Here is a 21,286-nt window from a genome sequence, read left to right as displayed (position 1 = left end):
ATTTCAGCTCAGTAAATAATTGCTTTCCATCTCATAAAGAAAACAACAACACGATAAATCATGTCGCTCGTCACTGTCGTCGCCCTGTCAAATCACAAGGAAACCAAGCCTTCTGCAGGTTTTCTAACAAGATAATGGAGACTCTGTGAATAAGGCATGAAAATGGAAAAAACACCGTCCATCCGCTGACGCCAAGAAATAACGTCAGCATATACTCAACAAAAAAAGTACCCTATATAACAACATACTAAGCGATTTTCATTCGCATTTTGGCGCAATAAGACCATTGCGCCTGAGTAAATAGATCGTTTACAGTCATCCCAGCGGCGAAGGCTGAAATATGAAATCGCCCACTCAGGACTCTACTGTGAGATAACACATTGAAGAACCACAAAAGTTTCGCCACTATTTCAGATGTTGCTAACTACGCAAAAGTCGGAAAAACCAGTGTCTCCCGATACCTAAATGGTGAGCAAGATAAGCTCTCTGATGCGTTACGAGATAAAATTGCAGACGCAATAGAGCATCTCGATTTTCGCCCCAACCATTCTGCTCGAATGCTAAAAGCGGGGCATTCTAAGCTGATTGGACTATTACTCGCCGACGTCACCAACCCCTATTCCATTGATATTCTCCAAGGGGTAGAACATATCTGTCGTCAACAAGGCTATATGTTGATGGTTTGCAATACAGACAATGAAACGGCTTTACAGGAAGGCTATTTGGCCTTACTTGAAGCCCATCGTGTCGATGGCCTTATTGTGAACACCGCAGACATGGCACAAACTCAACTTAACCATCTTAAGCAAATAAATTGCCCGCTGGTCCTTGTGGACAGAATTGACACGTCTTTGGGGTTCGATTCTGTTGGGCTGGACAATGAGGCCGCCATCGAGGATGCATGCCAGCATTTAAAAGCTCGGCACTATCAATCCATTCTGGTGGTAACCGAATCTTTAGACGTCGCCCCTCGTAAAGCTCGGATCAATGCCATTGAAACCTTTTGTCAGCAGCATTCCGACATCGCCTACGAGCTCGTTGAAGTCAGCAAAAGCAACGACGCCCACCTAAATGCCGCCATCGGTGATTTCATGAATCGACACAAAGGCTGTAAACAAGCCATTTTCACCACAAATGGCGTGGCCACTTTATTGGCAGCCAAAGCCATAAAAAGCCGACAGCTTAAGCTTGGGCATCAGATCGGCATGATCAGCATCGATGACCCAGAATGGGTGCAACTTTTTGAAGGGGGGATTACCGTCATGCGACAACCCACCCGTGAAATAGGGCAGCAAGCTTGCAGTAGATTACTTACTCGCATCCAAGGAAATACAGAGCCAGCACAACACATTCAGTTGCCAGCAGAGCTTATTATTCGTCAATCTACCTAGAAAAAACGCCTCTAAGAAAAGGCAGACTCTGTTCATGGAACCGATCCCATGATATTGTCATGGCGCTTGATGTGATCAATATAAATACAATAAAGTACTCACAGTAGTCTGTTATTTAGGTCATCATTCTCGTATGAATTCTTATTATTTTGCTACGATGCATTTTTCTAAGGCAACTTATTTAGTATCAAAATACAATAAAAATTACTCTATATAGTCACCATGAATGTTAGAAGAGAGACCACAATGCAAACAAATGCGGCACCATCTTTTGTTACGCTGGGCGAAGCTATGGCCCTATTTATTGCTAAAACACCTGAACCACTTGCAGAAGTCGAAGAATTTAGCCGCTCTCTTGCTGGGGCAGAAGTCAATGTGGCGATCGGTATGGCTCGCCTAGATTTCCCCACCACTTACATCAGCAAAATTGGCCAAGATTGCTTAGGACAATTCATTAAAAAAGCCATAGCAAAAGAGCGCATTGGAACCGATGGTATCGCGGAAAGCGCGGAACACGCCACCGGCTTCATGATGAAAACAAAACAAACTGATGGCAGCGATCCTGCTGTTGAGTATTTTCGTCGTAACTCAGCCGCCTCCACATTAAATGCAACAGACATTGATCGTAGTCTATTCCATTCTAGCAGCCACCTACATTTGACTGGTGTAGCCGCCGCGGTTTCAAGCTCCATGAGAGAAGCCGTTCAGCAAGCACTGACTTTCGCAAAAGAACAAGGCAGCAGTATTAGTTTTGACACTAACTTACGCCCTTCTCTTTGGCCTGATATTGACACCATGGTTAACACAATCAACCAGCTTGCCTTTGCCAGTGACATTGTCTTACCAGGAGTTGAAGAAGGGAAAATTTTGGTTGGCAGTGAAGACCCAGAAACCATTGCTGATTTTTATCTAAGCCAAGGCGTTAACACCGTGATTGTAAAACTGGGTGGCCAAGGAGCGTATTACAAAACCGCAACAGGCGAATCCGCTACGGTTGCTGGCTATCCAGTCAAAGAGGTTATTGATACTGTTGGAGCAGGCGACAGCTTTGCTGTTGGTGTTATCTCAGCCTTACTGGATGGAGAATCGACAGAGCAAGCGACTCGCAGAGGTAATTTATTTGGCTCTCTTGCAGTACAGGTTCGCGGCGACAGTGAAGGCTTACCAACTCGCGCTCAACTCAACGAACTTGCGTAGGCGTTAACGATGAAAAAAAAAGTTCTCTTATACAAAGCCATCCCTGAACAAGAGTATGAGAGACTCAAAGCTCGGTTCGACATCGCTTTTTTTGACACAGTCAATGATTCGAATCGGAGCGACTTTTTTGCCGCGTTAAAGGAGGCTGAAGGCCTTATTGGCAGTAGCCTCCCTATGGGCCCTAATGTGCTGGATAAAGCCCTTAAACTCAAAGCGGCATCAACCATTTCCGTTGGAACGGATCAGTTTGATCTAGCCTATCTTGCCGAACGTCGTATTCCTCTGATGCACACTCCCGATGTACTCAATGAAACCACTGCAGACACCCTCTTTACCCTGCTTATGTGCACCGCTCGGCGTGCGGTAGAACTGTCTAATATGGTCCGTGAAGGACGCTGGACTAAGAGCATTGGAGCAGCAGAATACGGCACAGATGTTCATGGTAAAACGTTAGGTATTATTGGTATGGGGCGCATCGGTTATGCGCTTGCAAAACGGGGACACTTTGGTTTTAACATGCCCATTCAATACACTAATCGCAGCCGAAATATAAACGCAGAGCGAGACCTCAACGCCACCTACCTAAGCATGGAAGCCCTGCTTGAGAGCTCAGATTTCATCTGTGTAATGACACCATTAACCCCGCAAACCGAGCATTTAATTGGTGAAAAAGAATTTTCGATGATGAAAAAAAGCGCTATTTTTATCAATGGATCACGGGGCAAGGTTATCAATGAAAAAGCGCTCATTAACGCGCTTTCTAAGCGCGTGATTCGAGCGGCCGGATTGGATGTATACGAAGTAGAACCCCTACCTGCAAACTCCCCTTTGTGCACTCTCGATAATGCGGTGTTATTCCCTCATATCGGCTCAGCCACCACAGAAACCCGCTTAAAAATGGTGTCTTGTGCCGTCGATAATTTAATTCAAGCCTTAGCAGGCGATGTCTCTAAAAATTGCGCAAATGGCCATTTACTAAAGCATTAAGCATCGCCATATGTCTTCAAGCTAAAGCGGCAATTTAGATATCAAAGTCATCGCCAAAATCATCAAAACCACCACCGAAATCATCAAAACCGCCTTGCCCAAAACCACCTGAATCTGAACCTGTATCAGCGAAGCCACCTTGTTCAAAGTTGGATTGCTCAAAGTTGGATTGGTCAAAACCATTACTTTGATCAAAGCCTGCCTGACCAAAACCGCCTTGATCCGCGCCACTTGTATCAAATCCATTGCTGGCAAAGTCATCTGCCCCTGCGCCGCTGTCTCCCATGTTATCTGAACTAAAATCTTGCCCAGTAGGTTCTTCTTGAATAACGTCGACCATTTCGGTTGGAGTATGGTGACCAAACATGTTCATCAACATACTACCGACCACCACACCGCCAGCTACGCCTGCGGCCGTTTGCAGAGCCCCGCCTAAAAAGCTGCGATTGCCACCAGTGCCATAATTTTGATTCGGCTGAGTTTGATTCGCCGCCCTAGGTCCAGACGCTTGTTGTTGAGAGGCGCCTTGCCCTTTGTATTGGGCACGACCATCACCCCAACCGGCTTGCGCTTTATTCTGCGCGTTTCTCGATTGTGTCCCTTGTGACGAATCGCCGCCAAATAACCCTGAGAGAAAGCCGCCAGAGCTTGGCTTTTCTGTTAACTTACGCTCCAACTGCTCTACTCTTGCGTTTAATCGCTTTAGAGCCGCTTCCTGCATAATAATCGTTTGCGCCATATAATAAGGTGCTGACGGCTGCTCGACTAAGCGCTTATTAATTTGCGACTCCGCATGAGAATCACGTTCCCCGGTTTGCTTTTCAGCCTCTTTTACGCGTTCAAACAATTGATCAATCAATCGACTTGCATCATCACTCATAGCCATACTCCTGAAACAATAAACGGTCATTCAATCGCGGGGAATCGTTGCATCCTCACTCTTTATTAGAATAAGGGCGACAGAGAAACGAACAAGCAGGTAGAGAGTCAGGAAAAAGGAAAAACGTATCGATCATTATGACGCAATGATGAGATGACTTTAGCAAGCTCACTAGTGAGAATAAGAGGCGTTAAAAACACAAAAGCCAGACTCATGGACACGAGTCTGGCTTTTTAAAATCAACAGAACGACTTATTCGCCGTCTACTTCACCTTCTGGGCGTTTCATGCGATTAGCAGGTGTCGCCAAGATTTCTAGGTAAAATGTTTCCCAAGCTTGGCTTTCTGCAAAGCTGATTTTGTCATTAATTTCAGCAACATGAATCACATCAGCTTGCTCGGCTGTGTTACCGAATTTGCAGTCAAAACCCCAAAAATCAGCATAGTCAGGTAACGTCTTATTACGCTCTCGCTTTAGATATTTTTTAACGTCTGCTTTTGCTGCTTCAATTAAACGAGGGTAAGCAATTTTTGGGTGAGTTAGCTGAAATGTCTTTTTCATTAGAATCCTACAGGTTAAGAGTGAGGCTGCGATAAAATGCCGCCTGCTAATGATGCGCATGATAACGGAATATCAAAGCGCTAGCCATGAATATGCCAATCTAGCGCGAAGATCTTTACTCTAAATCGCCACAGAAAAGCGCAGAAGATTCACCATAGGATTTGCCTTATATGAAAACTCATAAGACTCGTTCTGTGGGAGGCTCAAAAGTACTCTTTTTTATCCTGATAAGCCTGCTTAATGTGTTCAATGAGTAACCTAAGCTTTTCTGGCAAATATTTCGTAAAAGGGTAAATAGCATAGACCCCCAAGCGCCTAGGTTCAAATTGCGTCAAAATAGCAACCAGCTTCCCTTGCTGCAAATCTTCATAAACACTGCAGCGAGGAACATACACTATACCAAAGCCTGCCAATGCCGCTTTACGCAGTGCTTGAGCATTATTTGTCGCAAAACTGCCGCTGATTCGAACACTTTTTTCTTCCCCTGCTTGAAAGAATCGCCAATCAAATGAGCCATGAGTCTGGTAAGTATAAGCAAGGCAATTGTGTTCTTTTAAAGCGTCTAGTGTCTTGGCTTCACCGTGCTTTTCCAAATACGTAGGCGAACAACAAACAACCCAATTTGATTGAATTAATGGTTTGGCGATCAGGCTTGAATCTTCCAATTTCCCCGTACGTATCGCAAGATCTAGACCTTCTTCAACCAAATTCACGAAGTCGTTTTCGAGGCGAATATCCACGGTGATATTCGGGTATTGTTGGCAAAAATCCGCCACCGCCTCGGCCAGTAGCAGTTCACCAGAAATCGTTGGCACCGACATTTTTATTGTTCCAGTCAAGCCTTGGCTAAACGTTGATACGGATGCGATCGCATCACTCACTTGTCCCTCAATGTTTTTAGCATGGACATACAGGCTCTCTCCTGCTTCCGTTAAGCTGAGTCGTCGTGTGGTTCGGTGAATTAATTGAACCCCCAGAGAGGCCTCCAATTTACTGACTCTTTTACTCAAAGCAGGCGTGGATAAGCCCACTTGCTCAGCCGCTTTATGAAACGACCCTTGATCGGCAACACTTACAAATAGCGTCAAATCTGCAGCATTCACTGTCATTACACCGTTTTAGGAAATAGTTAATTAGTTTATGTCGTATTTATCACAAATAAAACTACCACTATACTTTGCCTCTACGCACCAATGTCCTCATTAATCCATTTTTAGGAGCAACTTAATGCGACTCAATGACTGCCATAACTTTCAGGATTTTCGTACTCTGGCTAAAAAACGCCTGCCGAGTCCAATTTTCAATTATATAGATGGCGGCTCTGATGATGAGTCGACTTATCGACGTAACACCGCAGCCTTTGAAACCTGTGACCTCGTCCCTAGTGTCCTAACAGGCGTAAAAGACATTGACCTGTCTGTCACCGTCATGGGACAAAAGCTCGACATGCCTGTTTATTGCTCCCCTACCGCACTGCAACGTTTATTTCATCATCAAGGAGAGCGCGCAGTTGCAGGTGCCGCTGAGAAATATGGCACCATGTTTGGCGTCTCCTCCCTTGGTACCGTCAGCATGGAAGAGATCGCGAAACAAGTGAACACGCCTCAGGTTTATCAGTTTTACTTCCATAAGGATCGCGGCTTAAACCGCGCCATGATGGAGCGAGCAAAAGCGGCTGGCGTACAAGTTATGATGTTGACCGTTGATTCGATCACCGGCGGTAATCGCGAACGCGACTTGCGCACCGGCTTTTCCATCCCCTTCCGTTTGACGCTCGCGGGAATGTTGCAATTTGCACTCAAACCCATGTGGGGGATCAATTACGTCACCCATGAAAAATTTCGCTTACCTCAGTTGGATGAGCACATAGACATGGGTTCTGGCGCCACCTCAATAGGTGACTATTTTACCAACATGCTCGACCCTTCAATGAATTGGGATGACGTGGCCGAGATGGTGAAATTTTGGGATGGGGAGTTTTGCTTAAAAGGCATTATGAGTCGAAAGGATGCCCGTAAGGCGGTAGATATTGGCTGTACTGGGATTATTATTTCTAATCATGGTGGTCGCCAGCTTGATGGCTCACGAAGTTCTTTCGATCAGCTCGCCGAGATAGTCGATGAAGTAGGCGATGAAATAGACGTCATTTTTGACAGTGGTGTACAGCGCGGTACTCATGTTTTAAAAGCATTATCATTGGGCGCCAAAGCCGTTGGTATTGGCAGAATGTACCTTTATCCTCTCGCTGCGGCAGGACAACCCGGTGTCGAGAGAGCATTAGGGCTGATGAAAGCAGAGCTAGAACGGGACATGAAATTAATGGGGAAAACGTCAATAAAGCAACTTTCTAGAGAAAACCTAAGATTTAGGCCTTAATGGTTAATAACCAGAATAAGTAAAAGCGAGTTAGACAAGGTTATTTATCATAACTCTCTAGGGATTAATATAATGCGTGCGAACAAGAGGAAGCTGTCGTTCCACTTGTTCATCGCATTGTTAACAATGAATAATAACGCTATATTAAGCTTTTTTCTTTAGAGATTTTTTTAGTTTATCAATTTTACTTTTTTGTTTCGCTACTTTCTCTTTTCTAGCTTTTATTTCTTTTTTAATAGATTTGATTTCTTTATTAGACATAAGTGTCTCCACCATCGATAAGTATGTTTGAATGAGCCACTACTGTAAGTCTTTTCTCCGATTCATGGTACCCACTTTCATCGATGTCATTAAAGATTCATATAAGTGTCATCTTGCAGAAACAATACTTTTATCTTTAAAGAGTAAAGCCATCCATATAGGCGACATTATTCTTATTAGGATTATCGCTATCGCCTTGATGCTTCGTCAATTTCCTAATTGACTCTAATGCCTCTCTCACTTCTATAATCACCTAACCTTTCCCCTTGCACACAACGTTTAACCCCTCCTATGAACGTTTTGCCCCTACCAGAGAAGCTCCCTCCTTAGTTTCAATCTCTTTTTCATCCTATCCCACTAAGGTAAAAAGCCTACTTTTAAGGTAATTTTCGAATTTTTGTGATCTTTTTTACCTACTTTTGAGAGCTTTCATTGCTAAAAATAGAGCAAATATAAAACCAGGTTGCACGAGGCAAAAGAAAACTTCATTATTAAAAATTAAATTCCAATAAATCATCCAAAAAGAGAACAAAATGAACCTAGATAACACAGATATGCAACTACTTGCCTTAATGCAACATGATGATAGTATCTCTTTAGACCTGATGGCACAGCAAGTTGGCCTCTCCAAAACCCCTTGCTGGCGACGCATCCAGAAGCTTGAAAAAGCAGGTTATGTGAAGCGTCATGTGGCTTTATTAGACGCAGACAAACTGGCGTTAGGGGTCTCGGTTTTTGTGCAGGTAAAAACCAATCAACACGATGCCAATTGGGCAATGAAGTTTGCTGAAGCTGTGACTGAGTTTCCAGAAATTGTTGAGTTTTACCGAATGGCAGGAGATTACGATTATTTAATGCGAGTACTCGTCAAGGATATTCCAGCTTATGACCGTTTTTATAAAAAACTAATCAGTGCCACCGCATTAACAGATGTCACATCAAACTTTGCTATGGAGCAAATTAAATACACCACAGAATTGCCTCTGCCTTTAAGTAAAAATAAGTAATGGCTCAATAATAAAAAGCCTTTCTCTATTAATTATCTAAAAGCAGAAAAACCAACGCCAACAATGATAGAGAGAGATAAAATGGCAGATAAAGATGATGCTCTGATTAATACGATTCGTGAAAACATTATTGGCAAAGACACTGAAATAAAAACGCCATTTGGTTTACGATATTTAACTTACGCCGATTATACCGCTTCTGGACGTAGCCTTCAGTTTATCGAAGATGCCATGATGAATTATGTCTTGCCTTTATATGCAAATACTCATACGGAAGCAAATGCGACAGGTCAACAAACCACCGCATTTCGCGAGCAAGCAAGGCAACAGATTCGTCGCGCAACCAATGCGAATGATGACGACCTTGTTCTATTTTGTGGAAGTGGCGCTACAAGCGCAATCAATACGTTAATTACACAGTTGGAATTGCGTACGTTAACAGAGGCCGAAAAAGACAAACATTGTATTTTGATCGGCCCATATGAACATCACTCGAATGAATTACCATGGCGAGAACTGGGCATTAACGTTATCCGGATAAAAGAAGCGCAAGAAGGTGGCGTCTGTTTAGAAGACTTAGAAAAAGCGCTTCAACAAAATCAACATAAATGTCTAATCGGTAGCTTTAGTGCCGCTTCTAACGTGACGGGTATTCTTTGTGATCAAGATGCTATCACGTCGCTATTACATCAATATAATGCCCTCTCTTTTTGGGATTTTGCCGCGGCCGCACCCTATGTAAACATAGACATGAACCCGGCTAATAATAAAGCGGCAAACAAAGATGCGCTCTTTTTTTCAACCCATAAACTAGTGGGCGGGCCTGGTACGCCTGGCGTATTGATTGTTAAAAAATCCATTATTAAAAATCAAAAACCCAGTTCAATTGGTGGTGGAACTGTGTCATTTGTTACCCCTGATGATCATACATTCTTGCCACTAGGAGAGCGTCGTGAAGAAGGTGGCACACCGGCCATTACCGAATCCATTCGAGCAGGTTTGGTGTTTCAGCTTAAACAAGCCGTTGGGATCAAAACCATCGAGGAGCGCGAACACGCTTGGGTTGAGCAAACCCATCAGCGCTGGGCTAACAATCCAGCGATTGAAAGATTAGGCCACCCCACCGCGGCAAGGCTTTCTATTACGGCGTTTCGTATTCGTACAGAACATGGCTACCTACATCATGGACTGGTCACAGCGCTGCTAAATGATCTGTTTGGTATTCAAGTGCGCGGAGGTTGCTCCTGCGCAGGGCCTTATGGCCACCAGCTATTAGGCATAGATAATCAGCGCTCGGCACGTATTCAAGAGGCCCTGTCTCATGGAGAGAAGCTGGTTAAACCAGGCTGGGTACGCTTTAACCTCAACTATTTTTTAACTCAGTCTGATGTCGACTTTATTCTTGATGCCATTGATTTCATTGCCTCTTATGGTCTTGCGATTCTGCCTTATTACGCTTATGACCAAGACGGTGATTTATGGCGCTTTCAAGGAAAAGTGGCCGACTGTCTGTCTTTAAATAGCCTCTTCGATCTCCCCCATAATACAAACACGCCAAAGGCAGCCAAAGAGATGAATAAAACGAGGTATTTTGATGAGGCGAAAAAGGTCATCCAAGATTGCCAAAACCATGTGTACGACATTCAAAAACACACCTTTAACCCAGCATACAACGACATTAGAGATTTTGTATTAGTCCAAGATATCCACTAATAGAACCCCCTTTGTTTTAGAAAACGGTCATTGCCATGTGTTTTTCTGCATGGCAATGACGTAATAAACTCAAAGGAACAAGCTATTCACTTCCTCGTCATTTTAATATTTTATTACTAAAAACTGTTTATCCGTGATAAAAGCGTACTATCAAAACATAAACTAATGGTTTTTCTTTTAGCACTGATAGCAGCCAGTTGCCCATCAAGAGTAATGAAAATAGATGGCGACTTTATAATGTGGAAGTTTTTATGTCGTTACCGCAACGCCTAGGTTTTTGTCTTTTTAGTTTTTTCGTATTCGTTTTTGAGACAAATGCCCATGCATCAACATTGCAGAATGTTATCGACCGTGGGGATTTAAATTGTGGCGTTTACCCGGATGATCCAAGCAGAAGCGCCATTTCGATAAATGGCCATTGGGAAGGTTTCTACGTGGATTTTTGTCGAGCCGTTGCCGCGGCTGTGCTTAAAAACCCAGAGTATGTTAACTATGTTGAGGTGCGAGCCAAAACACGCTTTACCAGTCTTGTCGATAAAACGACCGATGTGGTTATGTACAGCTCTACCTGGACATTGGGCCGAGAAGACGCCTACGCTATTAGCTTCCCAGCGATATATCTTTTTGATGGCCAAGGTATTTTGGTTCGTAAAAGCTCCGGTATTGGTACCCTTGAAGACTTAGATAACAAGTCTATTTGTGTTACCAACAACACGACATCACAGCGCAATATTGAAAACATAGTTACCATTAAAAAACTCAAAACCAAGGTTATCTACTCAAAGGGCAGCCAGTTTTTCCGCGGCAGTGCTTGTGACGCTTATACTGGCGACAAAATGAATTTACGCATCTCTTTAGCCAACAATACCGCGCGCAAACAAGAATACGTCATCCTACCCGTTACCTTGTCCAGAGAGCCCATTGGCCCAACGGTTCGCAACGATGACGCTCAATGGCAGCGTATTATTCGCTCCGTCATCCATGCCGTCATTCTTGCAGAGGACAAAGGCATTACTGCAGACAATGTTGATGCACTCCGAGCTCATAGTGATGACATTGAAGTCACGAACTTGCTTGGAACAACAGGTGAAATTGGCGACATGTTGGGATTAGACAAAGATTGGGCGTACCGTATTATTAAGTCCGTGGGGAATTACGCACAGATTTTTGACCGACACTTAGGAAAGCACTCTCCTGTTCAGGCAGAGCGAGGATTGAGCGCATTATGGAAACACGGTGGAACCTTATTCGCTCCTCCCTTTAAATAAAAAAATTCAGTAAGATGAAAGTTGTTGTAGTACACAGTGTGTAAGGAGAGGTTACATGGCAGATTTTGCCACGGTAAAGCTCAAATCAAGGAAGAAGATTGGCTTTCGTTTGAATTTAGTTCTTCTTAGCGTTCTGTGTTTTTACCTTATTATCACAGCTTACAGTATTTTCATCTTATGGCAGCAATCCGAAGAGTTTAAGCACCTTACCAATACCCAGTTCGAACGCGCTATTCATGCCGCGGAATTATCAAGAGACGCAGAGCAAATCACCTCACAAGCCTTAGAGAAGATGATTGTTCAAGGTTACAGCAGCTCCTACTATCAATCACTGAGCAACTCTCCCAAGAAAGTATTCTATTCAATCCGAGAAAAGCTTTACGCTAACACCCCCAAAGAACAAGCCATCCTTGATGAAATAGACAGCATAACGAAGCCTTACTTCAACACCTTAAAAATCTTGGATAATTACTTATTAACAGAAAAAGAGCTTGCTAAGCAGCACAGCAGTATTTCTAATTCATTGCGTCACCTGCAAAAAGCCATTTCCTCCAACGTGGACCTAACCCCCCACCAGCAGCATTTTACAAACCTCTTTCTAAACGCCATTAATATCACAATGCTAAGCCAAAACGCCGTTAGCCGAGGTGAACTGCAAGCTCAAAAAAATGCCATCAGCGCGTTATTGGCCAAAATGTATTATACGGATACCCTTTCTGACGCTCAGTTGGCATTATTGGATCAGCTTTATCACACCTCGCAACACGCATTTTCTACCAGATTAAAATTTCAAAACCAACACTTAGCAACCCTGTCGGCAATCAGACAAACTCGACAAAAAGCACAACAGTTAAGCGCAGCTTCCTTTGATTTCTATCTATTACTAAAAAAAGCCACATTAGATTCGACACAAAAACACGATGTATTAATTCGTAATGTCATCACAAATATCATTCTATTCAGTTGCGTTTTTTTAGTCTTAACGGCATTCGCTTATTGGTTCATTCGTCACTACCTCATCTTCCGACTTAACCGCTTGAATCAAGTCATGCTACAACACGCCAAAGGCTTAAAAACCCCGATACCACAAGAAGGAGAAGATGAAATAGCGCTAATGGGAAAAGTTTTTTCTGTTTTCGTAGCAGCCACAGAACAAGCTCAAAAAGACTCCATGTACGCCAGGAAAGAAGTGGAAGACGCCAATCTGAAATTGATCGAATTAAATCAATCATTGCAGCAGCTCAGCCACACAGACGATTTAACGCAAATAGCGAACCGCCGCTACTTCTTCCAGCATTTCATCGCATACTGGGACAAAGCCAGCACAGAAAAGCATGACGTTAGTGTCATTATGATTGACTTAGATTGGTTTAAACAATTTAACGATCATTATGGCCATCAAGCAGGAGATCAGTGTCTTTTCCAACTCGCGCAAATGTTCAAAACGGAAGCGGAAAGTGTGGGCGGTTTGGTCGCTCGTTATGGCGGTGAAGAATTCATTATTTTATTACCAAATACCGATAAAATGAGCGCAATGGTTTTCGCGAAACATCTGACAACGAAAGTCAAAGAAGCGAACATTCTTCATCAAGGGTCCGACAAGGGCAAGGTCACATTAAGCATTGGTGTGGCAACTCATCAACCTAAGCCTGGTGATGATTTAGATAAATTAATTCACCTAGCGGACCAAACGCTTTATGAAGCAAAACACAATGGTCGAGATCAAGTGTCTGAGTTCAATCCTATTTTGGACTAAGCCGTTATCAGCCTACACACAAGCATTTAACCTTGGTATCGCTTAGCTTATAAACTCGGGTATTAATGTAAGCTCGCTTTTTTCAAATAAAACTCAATCATAATATCACTGCGTTTAGGCGTACCTATATTTAAGTGAGCTGGATAAGGTTCGGCCTGCCCATTTTTTTGGTAACCACACTTTTCATAAAATGCTTTCAAGGTGTGTTGCTCGGACAAAACAGGCACAGAAAAAAAAGTCACACCATATTCTTTCATGACAATCTGCTCGATTTCGCTCAAAAGGTAGCTGCCAATACCGTTTCTTTGATACCTAGGCAATACCGCAAACGAACCAATGTAAGCCTCATTTCCCACCAGCGTTAATCGAGCACAAGCCAGTAATGCGGCGTCATTTCGACAAACAAAAAAATACGTCCCAGTCTCATTCATACTGCGTTCAACTAAAGATTGCGTCGACCTTTTACCACTTAATAACTGTGTTTCTTCTGTCCAGTTATCAACACCTCGGTAAGCTAAGTTCAACAAATCACTAATCTCAGCGGCTTCGTGAAATCGAGCGAGCTGCCATTTAAATCTACTTCCTTTCATGAACAACCTCCTTATGGTTATCATCTCGAGCACAACCAAACATCACCACAGTCGTGATGCGGGTAAACTCACGTCCAAAATGAGTAAACAGCAACATAATGCTACTGCAAACGACTCAATCAAAATTTGTCCGTTTGGATAAATAAAGTATAAAGACTCTTCGCCGTTTATATCTCCCCTTTTGCCGTCATTGTCACTAAAAGCCTTATTCTGGCGTAATGCTTCCATTATTTAACGGCCTCCCGTTATTTTTACAACGATCCTATATTCCTTTAAACGCCTCTTTCAGCCGCTAATTAATTAACAGAGCTTGCGCTATTTTTGCCCAATATGTCCTTATTCGACTAAAGTCGGACTTATTAATTTGTAAAGTGCTGCTAAATTGATCAGGTGTAGAAAAAATAATTATAAATAAGGAGATCTACCGTGTCAGATCACAATCTTAATGCGCAACAATACTGGCAGGCCAACCTAAGGCTTATCCTAGGTTGTTTGGTCGTATGGGCATTGGCGTCCTATGGGTGTGCCATTCTCTTTCGACCTTTACTCAGCGGAATTCATATTGGCGGAACCGACCTAGGATTTTGGTTCGCTCAACAAGGCTCCATTCTTGTCTTTATCATCTTGACCTTCTTCTATGCATGGAGAATGAACAAGCTTGATGAAAAATTTGGCCTAGAGGAGTAAGTCAGTATGAGTCAATTTACCATCAACCTGATTTTCGTTGGTGCCTCTTTCGCACTCTACTTTGGGATTGCTTTCTGGGCACGTGCAGGCTCTACAAAAGAGTTTTACGTGGCCGGCGGTGGTGTTCACCCCGTTCTAAACGGTATGGCCACAGCGGCTGACTGGATGTCAGCGGCGTCGTTCATTTCAATGGCGGGTCTTATTGCCGCCGGTGGTTACGCTAACTCAACCTTCCTTATGGGTTGGACTGGCGGTTACGTACTACTGGCTATGTTGCTCGCACCTTACTTACGCAAATTTGGTAAGTTCACCGTGCCGGACTTCATTGGCGACCGTTTCTACAGTCGTACCGCTCGACTCGTGGCGGTGGCTTGTTTGATTATTGCCTCGGTCACTTATGTAATCGGTCAAATGACGGGGGCTGGCGTTGCCTTCTCTCGCTTCTTAGAAGTCGACAACGATACCGGCTTAATTATTGCGGCTATTGTCGTATTCTTTTATGCCGTACTTGGTGGTATGAAAGGGATTACCTATACTCAGGTTGCTCAATATGTGGTGTTAATCATTGCGTATACCATTCCTGCGGTATTTATCTCTTTACAACTGACTGACACCTTCATCCCTGCTATTGGTCTGTTCTCTAATCACACTGAATCTGGTATGCCATTATTGCAAAAGCTAGACGAAGTGGTTCGTGAACTAGGCTTTAGAGACTACACCGCGGATGTGGATAATAAGTTAAACATGGTGCTGTTTACCCTATCATTGATGATAGGTACTGCAGGCTTACCACACGTTATTATTCGCTTCTTCACCGTTCCTAAAGTAGCGGATGCTCGCTGGTCTGCTGGCTGGGCATTGGTGTTTATCGCTCTGCTTTACTTAACCGCGCCAGCCGTTGCGTCTATGGCTCGTTTAAACCTATTAAGTACCATTTACCCAGACGGCCCTACGGCACAATCTATTGAATATGCCGAACGTCCTGATTGGATTAAAAACTGGGAAACAACAGGCTTAATCAAATTCGAAGACAAAAACGGCGATGGTCGTATTGAACTGTATAACGACACACCAGCATTTGAAGCCGAAGCCACAGCCCGTGGCTGGAACGGTAATGAGTTGGTGGTTAACCGAGACATTCTTGTCTTGGCTAACCCTGAAATCGCGAACCTTCCTAGCTGGGTAATTGGTTTGATTGCGGCCGGTGGTCTTGCTGCAGCCTTATCTACCGCGGCAGGCTTATTGCTCGCCATTTCGTCGGCAATCAGTCATGACTTAATCAAAGGCACGATCAATCCCGACATAACCGATAAAGGTGAGTTATTTGCCGCTAGGGTGTCGATGTTTGTCGCCATTGTTGTTGCCACCTACTTGGGTATGAACCCTCCAGGGTTCGCCGCGCAGGTAGTGGCTCTCGCATTTGGTATTGCCGCCGCTTCGATCTTCCCTGCTCTTATGATGGGGATCTTCTCGAAACGTGTGAACAGCAAAGGCGCCGTCGCGGGTATGCTAGCTGGGTTAATTTCTACCTTGGTTTATATCTTCTTATTCCTAGGTTGGTTCTTTATCCCAGGTACAGCGTCTTATGCCAACACACCAGATAACTGGTTGTTCGGTATATCACCATTGTCCTTCGGTGCAATCGGCGCTGTGATTAACTTCTCGGTCGCTTTCTTGGTGTCTTCTATGACCGAAGAGCCACCAAAAGAAATCCAAGATCTAGTCGAAAGCGTGCGTTACCCACAAGGTGCGGGTAAGGCGGTTGATCACTAATATTGATCAATGAGAAAGATCGAGCATCCATGATGGTGCTCGATCTTTTTATTTCGTTTATGTTTGTTTAAACAAAGATCGCACACACAGAGAGAAGACTATGTTTTGGGAATTAATAGCAACGGTATTTGCAGGAATAGGAGGCGCTGGTATTGCCCTTTTTATTCGAACATTGTCTAAGAAAAAAGCCCCTAAGTGGTTAGTCCCAACATTTGCAGGCCTTGCGATGTTAGGTTTCCAAGTACACGGTGAATACAATTGGTACGATCACCAGAAAAGTTTATTGCCTAATGGCCTCGTCGTTATTAAGGCCGTTCAAGAAGAAGCACCATGGCGCCCTTGGAGTTATGTTTACCCTCAAACCATGCGTTTCATTGCCGCAGATGTAAGTAACTCAGCTAAAAATAAAGTCGACTCTGATCTTGTGCTCGTCGACCTCTATTTCTTCGAGCGCCGTCACTTAGCGAAACGAGTGCCACAAATTGTTGATTGCGTAAAAGCGGCGCGCACGGATTTCACCACTGCATTTAGTCCTTCTAATCTTGAGGATAGCCACTGGCATGCTCTAAAGGCCAACGACCCCTTAATCAACGCCGTATGTGAAAAAGCAGGCTAGTACCCAATTTATAACTAAGAGATGAAGTCTATTCATCTCTTAGTGCTATCCCTTCGTTGGCATCCCTATTCATTCGGCGTCATAATGCCTGTCTTTTAAGATTGAACCTTAGGCAGTTATGACCATTTCTCCAGAAGAACGTGACGCGGTATACAAAACCATTTTCTCGCGCCGAGACGTACGCCGTGAATTCACCGACACCGCCATACCTGATGACGTATTAGAGCGTATCTTACTCGCAGCACACCATGCTCCAAGTGTTGGTTTTATGCAGCCTTGGGACTTTATTGTGGTAAAGAGCGCGACCTCCAAGAAGAAAATAAAGCAGGGGTTTCTAGACGCCCATGCCCAATCATCCGAACTTTTTGAAGGCGAACGTAAAGCCCAATACCAAGCTTTAAAGCTAGAAGGCATCGAAGAAGCACCTCTTGGTATTTGCGTCACTTGTGACCGCAGCCGAACAGGGTCTGTGGTGTTAGGACGAACAGTAAAACCTGAAATGGACCTTTTTAGTGCTGTGTGTGCCGTACAAAATTTATGGCTCGCAGCAAGAGCTGAAAATGTCGGTGTCGGTTGGGTCAGCATTGTTCATGATAATGTCGTTAGAGACACGTTAAACATCCCTGACAACATAGATATCATCGCCTATTTATGCGTTGGTTACGTAGAGCAATTTCAAACGACACCGGACTTAGAACGCCTTGGCTGGTTGCCAAGACGAGACGCTAAAAATGCCATTCACTTTGAGACCTGGCCTGACGATAATCCGCTATAAGCCCATGATAAAATAACGTTTTTCCTATTGATGAGTTTTTCTCACCTTTGAGGATATTTTTTATCGTTTGTCTTATATGACGCAACTTCCTATCATCTCATTATCGAAATAAAACCTGATAGGAGACCACCATGAATAACTCACAACGTCTTGCTGAACTGATCAAAGGAATTGACGGTAGCTACTTAACTGAAGCAGAAAAAAACAACGCTATCGTTAGCGCTGAAAGAAGTGAAACTATGATTGAAGTTGCATTTTACGCCTACAAGAGCGTTAAAAAAGGCTTAGTAAAAGTTAAAAATGCTCTAGTACCAAGCATTCAGCCACGTAAACACCAAGCGTAATACTGGCTTACAATAAAGTAAGTAAGTCACTCTCGCTTAAGCAATCCTAGTGACATATGAGTAGCATGAAAAATAACAATACATGCACTTGCTCACTTCTCTGCATCACAGCTCTCTTCTTCAAGCAATAAAGCGCCCTCTTCTGTTCAGTTCTCTTTTTTCTCTCTCTCTGTTTACCTAATTTTCTATTAGATGATGCCAAAATATTTTTGCAGTTCATGAAATCCGCCCAAATAATGGGACCCTTTAAAAATTTGTGGCAAAGTATACACGTCGTGTCCTATCACCTTTGTGAGCGCTGACCGTGATATTGACTCTTTGAGCACATCAATAAATTGAAAAGCGATACCATGCTCTTCTAATACTTTCCGTGCACGCCGACAAAATAAGCAGGTGTCCTGACCATATACTATGTACTCTGGCATACTTAACTCTCATTGTGATCTTATCAAACGACTTTATGCCAGTTTCTTTTTGGCCGATAATCAATTGATCACATCGTGCTAATCAAGCAAGACTATTTAAGAATAAGGGAAAGAATGAATTGGTATTGCAGAAAATTCCATGAGCTCTCTGTAGACACGCTTTATGACTTACTCAAACTGCGCAGCAACGTCTTTGTCGTTGAGCAAAACTGTCCCTACCCTGACCTCGATGACCTAGATCGTTTGCCAGATACACAGCACCTCTATGCGGTTCAAGAAGGCCATCTCATCGCCTACGCAAGGCTCTTGCCTGTTGAGGCAAGCTATCCGCTATATTCGAGTATAGGACGTGTCGTGGTAGCGCCAAACAACCGAAAAGACAAACTGGGTCATGCCCTGATTGAGCAAGCCATTAACCAAACACTCACGCTCTGGCCTAACATTGGCATCAAAATCGGGGCGCAATCACATCTTGAAAACTTCTACGCTTCCCATGGTTTTGTCACTGTGTCTAAGCCCTATTTAGAAGACGGCATTGAGCATATTTCTATGCTTCGTGAGTAGACAATATCTGCTCTATGCGCGCTTTTAACAGAGGCAATATTTCCTCCTCAAACCAGCGATTCTGAGCCAGCCAACGATTGTTTCTTGGGCTTGGGTGGGGCAAGACTATCTTGCCCTGCTCAAGCCAAGCTTTTGAGGCTTTAACTTGTTCTGTCAGTGTCGTTTTTCGATTCGTTTCCAGATGGTAAGCTTGCGCATAAGTCCCCAGAATAACCGTCAGTTTTACGTGTGTTAACTGGCGAAGAAGTGGGTCACGCCATTTCTCAGCGCATTCTTTTCTAGGGGCTAAATCCCCTGACTTGCCCGCCCCTGGAAAACAAAACCCCATTGGCACCAAAGCAATTTTTGTAGGGTTATAAAAGGTGTCTTTTGAGACCCCAAGCCAACCCCTTAGCCTGTCGCCACTGGGATCATCAAACGGTAAATTCGCATCATGCGCTCGTTGCCCTGGCGCTTGTCCGGCAATGAGTATTTTCGCTTGTGGGTGAATTTGTAAAATAGGTTTAGGCTTATGAGGTAGCAAACGCGCACAAGCAGTACAGGCCAATATTTTTGACTCTAGCTCAGCAAACGTACATTCTTCCACGACCTAATCCTCTCGTTATCAATCCGTTTTTTCATCCACTCTGCCCAGCGATAAATAGCAGACATAAAAAAACGGTACCCATTAAGGATACCGTTTCTCATTAACCCTATGATAGCGAATCAATATCGCTATTCAATAGCCTAGTGCTGGTGACCGCCTTCGCCATGCACATGACCGTGTTCTAGTTCTTCAGCAACAGCTTCACGAACGTCAACAATCTCAACATCAAAATTCAATGTTTTACCCGCTAATGGGTGATTGCCGTCTAGCATAACGCCATCTTCTTCAACACCAATAACGGTTACTGGCTGTTGACCACCTGGCGTTTGCGCCATGAATTGCATACCCACTTGGATATCATCAACACCTTGGAAGTTATCGTGTGGTACTTTTTGAATCAATTCTTGATGAACGTCACCGTAACCTTCTTCAGGTGCAACAGAAACCGTTAGCTTCTCACCCGCCGTTTTACCTTGAAGCGCTTTGTCTAGCCCATCAATGATATTTTGTGCGCCACTCAAAAATACAAGTGGCTCTTGGCCAATGGAAGAGTCCAATTCTTGACCTTGTTCATCTGTCAATGTGTAGTGCATGCTTACAACGGCGTTTTCTGCGATTTGCATTGTCTTCTCCTGCTTAAATATGAATAGGGGAACGAGTGCTTGATAGAAGCAAACAGACTTTGCGATACACCGCCACAACACGAACCCAAACTGTAGTTTGTCGCACTATGATAACCTTCCATAGCGCTAATAACTACCGTTAGCCATAAAGTTTGGGACGATCGACGATTTTTCTAGGGCCCGCTTTCATTTTTTTTACCCGTAGGCAAAATATCATAAAATACAGCGTCCACAATGGGCGTTTACAGCCCCAACGAATCCTTAGTACTGATTGCCGTATGCAAATCAAAATACTGCTGAATCCCTGTTAATACAGAGTTCACCGCTACCGCCGCTAGAATCAAGCCCATGACTCGACTAATCACACTGGCACCAGCCACACCGATAATTTTTTGAATACGAGTAGCCAGCAACATCAAAATAAAGGTCACAAACAAGACACTTAACATCACCATGGTGGTGACAAACTGATGCATCACAGAAAAACGATTGTTATCTGTTAATAGCACAGCAGCCATCATCGCCCCTGGTGAAGCAATAGAAGGTATGGCCAACGGAAATACCGCACTGTGCATTCCTTTTTCCACTATGCCCATCTCTTCATCCGGCTTACTTTCACCAAAGATCATCGTCAAGGCGAACAGGAAGAGAACCAAGCCACCAGCGATTTGAAAGGCTTCAAGCGGTATACCCATTTCGTTTAGAAGATACTCACCAGCAATCACAAAAAAGAGCAATACGAGCGCCGAAATAAGCACGGCTTTTAGCGCGAGCTTACGAGCTAAAGAAGGACTAGCGAGTCCTGCGGTTACCGCTAAAAATACTGGTACGGTACCAATTGGATCGATAACCGACCATAAAATAATAAACTGTTTGAACCAATCTTCCATAAAATACCTTTTCTAG

At 43.7% G+C, this 21,286-nt stretch carries 21 protein-coding genes; 14 read left to right on the top strand and 7 right to left on the bottom strand.

Annotated elements, in window-relative coordinates; all coding sequences use genetic code 11:
- Positions 1–380 precede the first annotated feature (380 nt).
- The 3 genes from E0D71_RS16620 (at position 381) to E0D71_RS16610 (ending at position 3,575) form a co-directional block, all read left to right on the top strand.
- Entirely contained in the window at positions 381–1,391 is a 1,011-nt protein-coding gene (locus tag E0D71_RS16620; protein WP_133004442.1) for a LacI family DNA-binding transcriptional regulator, read from the top strand.
- Positions 1,392–1,637: 246 nt separating this feature from the next.
- Positions 1,638–2,588 (top strand): sugar kinase, encoded by a 951-nt coding sequence (locus tag E0D71_RS16615; protein ID WP_133004441.1) that lies wholly within the window; start codon positions 1,638–1,640, stop codon positions 2,586–2,588.
- A 9-nt stretch (positions 2,589–2,597) separates the two neighbouring features.
- Positions 2,598–3,575 (top strand): D-glycerate dehydrogenase, encoded by a 978-nt coding sequence (locus tag E0D71_RS16610; protein WP_133004440.1) that lies wholly within the window; start codon positions 2,598–2,600, stop codon positions 3,573–3,575.
- A 34-nt stretch (positions 3,576–3,609) separates the two neighbouring features.
- Here E0D71_RS16610 and E0D71_RS16605 read toward each other — a convergent pair whose 3' ends face one another.
- From E0D71_RS16605 to E0D71_RS16595, 3 genes are all read right to left on the bottom strand, one after another.
- Positions 3,610–4,455, bottom strand: a complete 846-nt coding sequence (locus tag E0D71_RS16605) for a DUF2076 domain-containing protein (RefSeq protein ID WP_133004439.1) — start codon at positions 4,453–4,455, stop codon at positions 3,610–3,612.
- A gap of 252 nt (positions 4,456–4,707) precedes the next feature.
- Positions 4,708–5,016 carry a DUF6172 family protein gene (locus E0D71_RS16600; protein ID WP_133004438.1) on the bottom strand — a complete coding sequence of 103 codons (309 nt, stop codon included), beginning with the start codon at positions 5,014–5,016 and terminating at the stop codon, positions 4,708–4,710.
- 203 nt (positions 5,017–5,219) lie between these two features.
- On the bottom strand, positions 5,220–6,125 hold the full coding sequence (locus E0D71_RS16595) for a LysR family transcriptional regulator (RefSeq protein ID WP_243712070.1): 906 nt from the start codon (positions 6,123–6,125) through the stop codon (positions 5,220–5,222).
- Positions 6,126–6,243: 118 nt separating this feature from the next.
- Between E0D71_RS16595 and E0D71_RS16590 the strand changes: the two genes are divergently transcribed.
- From E0D71_RS16590 to E0D71_RS16570, 5 genes are all read left to right on the top strand, one after another.
- Complete coding sequence (locus E0D71_RS16590) at positions 6,244–7,392, top strand: alpha-hydroxy acid oxidase (RefSeq protein ID WP_133004436.1); 1,149 nt, start codon at positions 6,244–6,246, stop codon at positions 7,390–7,392.
- 794 nt (positions 7,393–8,186) lie between these two features.
- Positions 8,187–8,660: an Lrp/AsnC family transcriptional regulator gene (locus E0D71_RS16585; protein WP_133004435.1), complete on the top strand. Its 474-nt coding sequence runs from the start codon at positions 8,187–8,189 to the stop codon at positions 8,658–8,660.
- A gap of 81 nt (positions 8,661–8,741) precedes the next feature.
- The gene (locus tag E0D71_RS16580) at positions 8,742–10,373 is read left to right on the top strand and encodes an aminotransferase class V-fold PLP-dependent enzyme (protein WP_243712069.1); all 1,632 of its coding nucleotides are present in this window, start codon (positions 8,742–8,744) and stop codon (positions 10,371–10,373) included.
- A 251-nt stretch (positions 10,374–10,624) separates the two neighbouring features.
- The gene (locus tag E0D71_RS16575) at positions 10,625–11,641 is read left to right on the top strand and encodes an amino acid ABC transporter substrate-binding protein (protein ID WP_133004433.1); all 1,017 of its coding nucleotides are present in this window, start codon (positions 10,625–10,627) and stop codon (positions 11,639–11,641) included.
- A 55-nt stretch (positions 11,642–11,696) separates the two neighbouring features.
- Positions 11,697–13,397 (top strand): diguanylate cyclase, encoded by a 1,701-nt coding sequence (locus tag E0D71_RS16570; RefSeq protein WP_133004432.1) that lies wholly within the window; start codon positions 11,697–11,699, stop codon positions 13,395–13,397.
- A gap of 62 nt (positions 13,398–13,459) precedes the next feature.
- On the opposite strand, the gene E0D71_RS16565 is transcribed toward E0D71_RS16570, so the two are convergent.
- A complete protein-coding gene (locus E0D71_RS16565) occupies positions 13,460–13,987 on the bottom strand; it encodes a GNAT family N-acetyltransferase (RefSeq protein ID WP_165943023.1) in 528 nt (175 codons plus the stop codon).
- Positions 13,988–14,413: 426 nt separating this feature from the next.
- On the opposite strand from E0D71_RS16565, the gene E0D71_RS16560 reads away from it, so the two are divergent.
- The 6 genes from E0D71_RS16560 to E0D71_RS16530 all read left to right on the top strand — a co-directional run bounded on the left by E0D71_RS16560 (position 14,414) and on the right by E0D71_RS16530 (position 19,171).
- On the top strand, positions 14,414–14,674 hold the full coding sequence (locus E0D71_RS16560) for a DUF4212 domain-containing protein (RefSeq protein ID WP_115898895.1): 261 nt from the start codon (positions 14,414–14,416) through the stop codon (positions 14,672–14,674).
- A gap of 6 nt (positions 14,675–14,680) precedes the next feature.
- Entirely contained in the window at positions 14,681–16,447 is a 1,767-nt protein-coding gene (locus E0D71_RS16555; protein ID WP_133004430.1) for a sodium:solute symporter family protein, read from the top strand.
- 100 nt (positions 16,448–16,547) lie between these two features.
- Positions 16,548–17,063: a hypothetical protein gene (locus E0D71_RS16550; protein WP_133004429.1), complete on the top strand. Its 516-nt coding sequence runs from the start codon at positions 16,548–16,550 to the stop codon at positions 17,061–17,063.
- A gap of 118 nt (positions 17,064–17,181) precedes the next feature.
- Positions 17,182–17,838, top strand: a complete 657-nt coding sequence (bluB, locus tag E0D71_RS16545; RefSeq protein ID WP_133004428.1) for a 5,6-dimethylbenzimidazole synthase — start codon at positions 17,182–17,184, stop codon at positions 17,836–17,838.
- 131 nt (positions 17,839–17,969) lie between these two features.
- Positions 17,970–18,182 (top strand): hypothetical protein, encoded by a 213-nt coding sequence (locus E0D71_RS16540; protein WP_133004427.1) that lies wholly within the window; start codon positions 17,970–17,972, stop codon positions 18,180–18,182.
- Between the two features lie 539 nt (positions 18,183–18,721).
- The gene (locus E0D71_RS16530; protein ID WP_133004425.1) at positions 18,722–19,171 is read left to right on the top strand and encodes a GNAT family N-acetyltransferase; all 450 of its coding nucleotides are present in this window, start codon (positions 18,722–18,724) and stop codon (positions 19,169–19,171) included.
- On the opposite strand, the gene E0D71_RS16525 is transcribed toward E0D71_RS16530, so the two are convergent.
- From E0D71_RS16525 to E0D71_RS16515, 3 genes are all read right to left on the bottom strand, one after another.
- Positions 19,155–19,757 carry a uracil-DNA glycosylase family protein gene (locus E0D71_RS16525; protein ID WP_133004424.1) on the bottom strand — a complete coding sequence of 201 codons (603 nt, stop codon included), beginning with the start codon at positions 19,755–19,757 and terminating at the stop codon, positions 19,155–19,157. The genes E0D71_RS16530 and E0D71_RS16525 overlap by 17 nt on opposite strands.
- Positions 19,758–19,897: 140 nt before the next feature.
- Positions 19,898–20,380, bottom strand: coding sequence for a peptidylprolyl isomerase (locus E0D71_RS16520; protein WP_133004423.1), 483 nt, complete (start codon positions 20,378–20,380; stop codon positions 19,898–19,900).
- Positions 20,381–20,622: 242 nt separating this feature from the next.
- Complete coding sequence (locus tag E0D71_RS16515) at positions 20,623–21,270, bottom strand: MarC family protein (protein ID WP_133004422.1); 648 nt, start codon at positions 21,268–21,270, stop codon at positions 20,623–20,625.
- Positions 21,271–21,286: the final 16 nt, after the last annotated feature.

The organism is Marinomonas sp. KMM3893, assembly GCF_004352855.1.
Classification (GTDB): Bacteria; Pseudomonadota; Gammaproteobacteria; order Pseudomonadales; family Marinomonadaceae; genus Marinomonas; species Marinomonas arenicola.
This window is presented reverse-complemented; position numbering and strand designations above follow the sequence as displayed.

What these genes read in the sequence shown, in the direction of transcription:
- E0D71_RS16615 (WP_133004441.1), top strand. Translation starts at nt 1,638, where the DNA reads ATGCAAACAAATGCGGCACCATCTTTTGTTACGCTGGGCGAAGCTATG.
- E0D71_RS16610 (WP_133004440.1), top strand. Translation starts at nt 2,598, where the DNA reads ATGAAAAAAAAAGTTCTCTTATACAAAGCCATCCCTGAACAAGAGTAT.
- E0D71_RS16605 (WP_133004439.1), bottom strand. Translation starts at nt 4,455, where the DNA reads ATGAGTGATGATGCAAGTCGATTGATTGATCAATTGTTTGAACGCGTA.
- E0D71_RS16600 (WP_133004438.1), bottom strand. Translation starts at nt 5,016, where the DNA reads ATGAAAAAGACATTTCAGCTAACTCACCCAAAAATTGCTTACCCTCGT.
- E0D71_RS16595 (WP_243712070.1), bottom strand. Translation starts at nt 6,125, where the DNA reads ATGACAGTGAATGCTGCAGATTTGACGCTATTTGTAAGTGTTGCCGAT.
- E0D71_RS16590 (WP_133004436.1), top strand. Translation starts at nt 6,244, where the DNA reads ATGCGACTCAATGACTGCCATAACTTTCAGGATTTTCGTACTCTGGCT.
- E0D71_RS16585 (WP_133004435.1), top strand. Translation starts at nt 8,187, where the DNA reads ATGAACCTAGATAACACAGATATGCAACTACTTGCCTTAATGCAACAT.
- E0D71_RS16580 (WP_243712069.1), top strand. Translation starts at nt 8,742, where the DNA reads ATGGCAGATAAAGATGATGCTCTGATTAATACGATTCGTGAAAACATT.
- E0D71_RS16575 (WP_133004433.1), top strand. Translation starts at nt 10,625, where the DNA reads ATGTCGTTACCGCAACGCCTAGGTTTTTGTCTTTTTAGTTTTTTCGTA.
- E0D71_RS16570 (WP_133004432.1), top strand. Translation starts at nt 11,697, where the DNA reads ATGGCAGATTTTGCCACGGTAAAGCTCAAATCAAGGAAGAAGATTGGC.
- E0D71_RS16565 (WP_165943023.1), bottom strand. Translation starts at nt 13,987, where the DNA reads ATGAAAGGAAGTAGATTTAAATGGCAGCTCGCTCGATTTCACGAAGCC.
- E0D71_RS16555 (WP_133004430.1), top strand. Translation starts at nt 14,681, where the DNA reads ATGAGTCAATTTACCATCAACCTGATTTTCGTTGGTGCCTCTTTCGCA.
- E0D71_RS16550 (WP_133004429.1), top strand. Translation starts at nt 16,548, where the DNA reads ATGTTTTGGGAATTAATAGCAACGGTATTTGCAGGAATAGGAGGCGCT.
- bluB (WP_133004428.1), top strand. Translation starts at nt 17,182, where the DNA reads ATGACCATTTCTCCAGAAGAACGTGACGCGGTATACAAAACCATTTTC.
- E0D71_RS16540 (WP_133004427.1), top strand. Translation starts at nt 17,970, where the DNA reads ATGAATAACTCACAACGTCTTGCTGAACTGATCAAAGGAATTGACGGT.
- E0D71_RS16530 (WP_133004425.1), top strand. Translation starts at nt 18,722, where the DNA reads ATGAATTGGTATTGCAGAAAATTCCATGAGCTCTCTGTAGACACGCTT.
- E0D71_RS16520 (WP_133004423.1), bottom strand. Translation starts at nt 20,380, where the DNA reads ATGCAAATCGCAGAAAACGCCGTTGTAAGCATGCACTACACATTGACA.
- E0D71_RS16515 (WP_133004422.1), bottom strand. Translation starts at nt 21,270, where the DNA reads ATGGAAGATTGGTTCAAACAGTTTATTATTTTATGGTCGGTTATCGAT.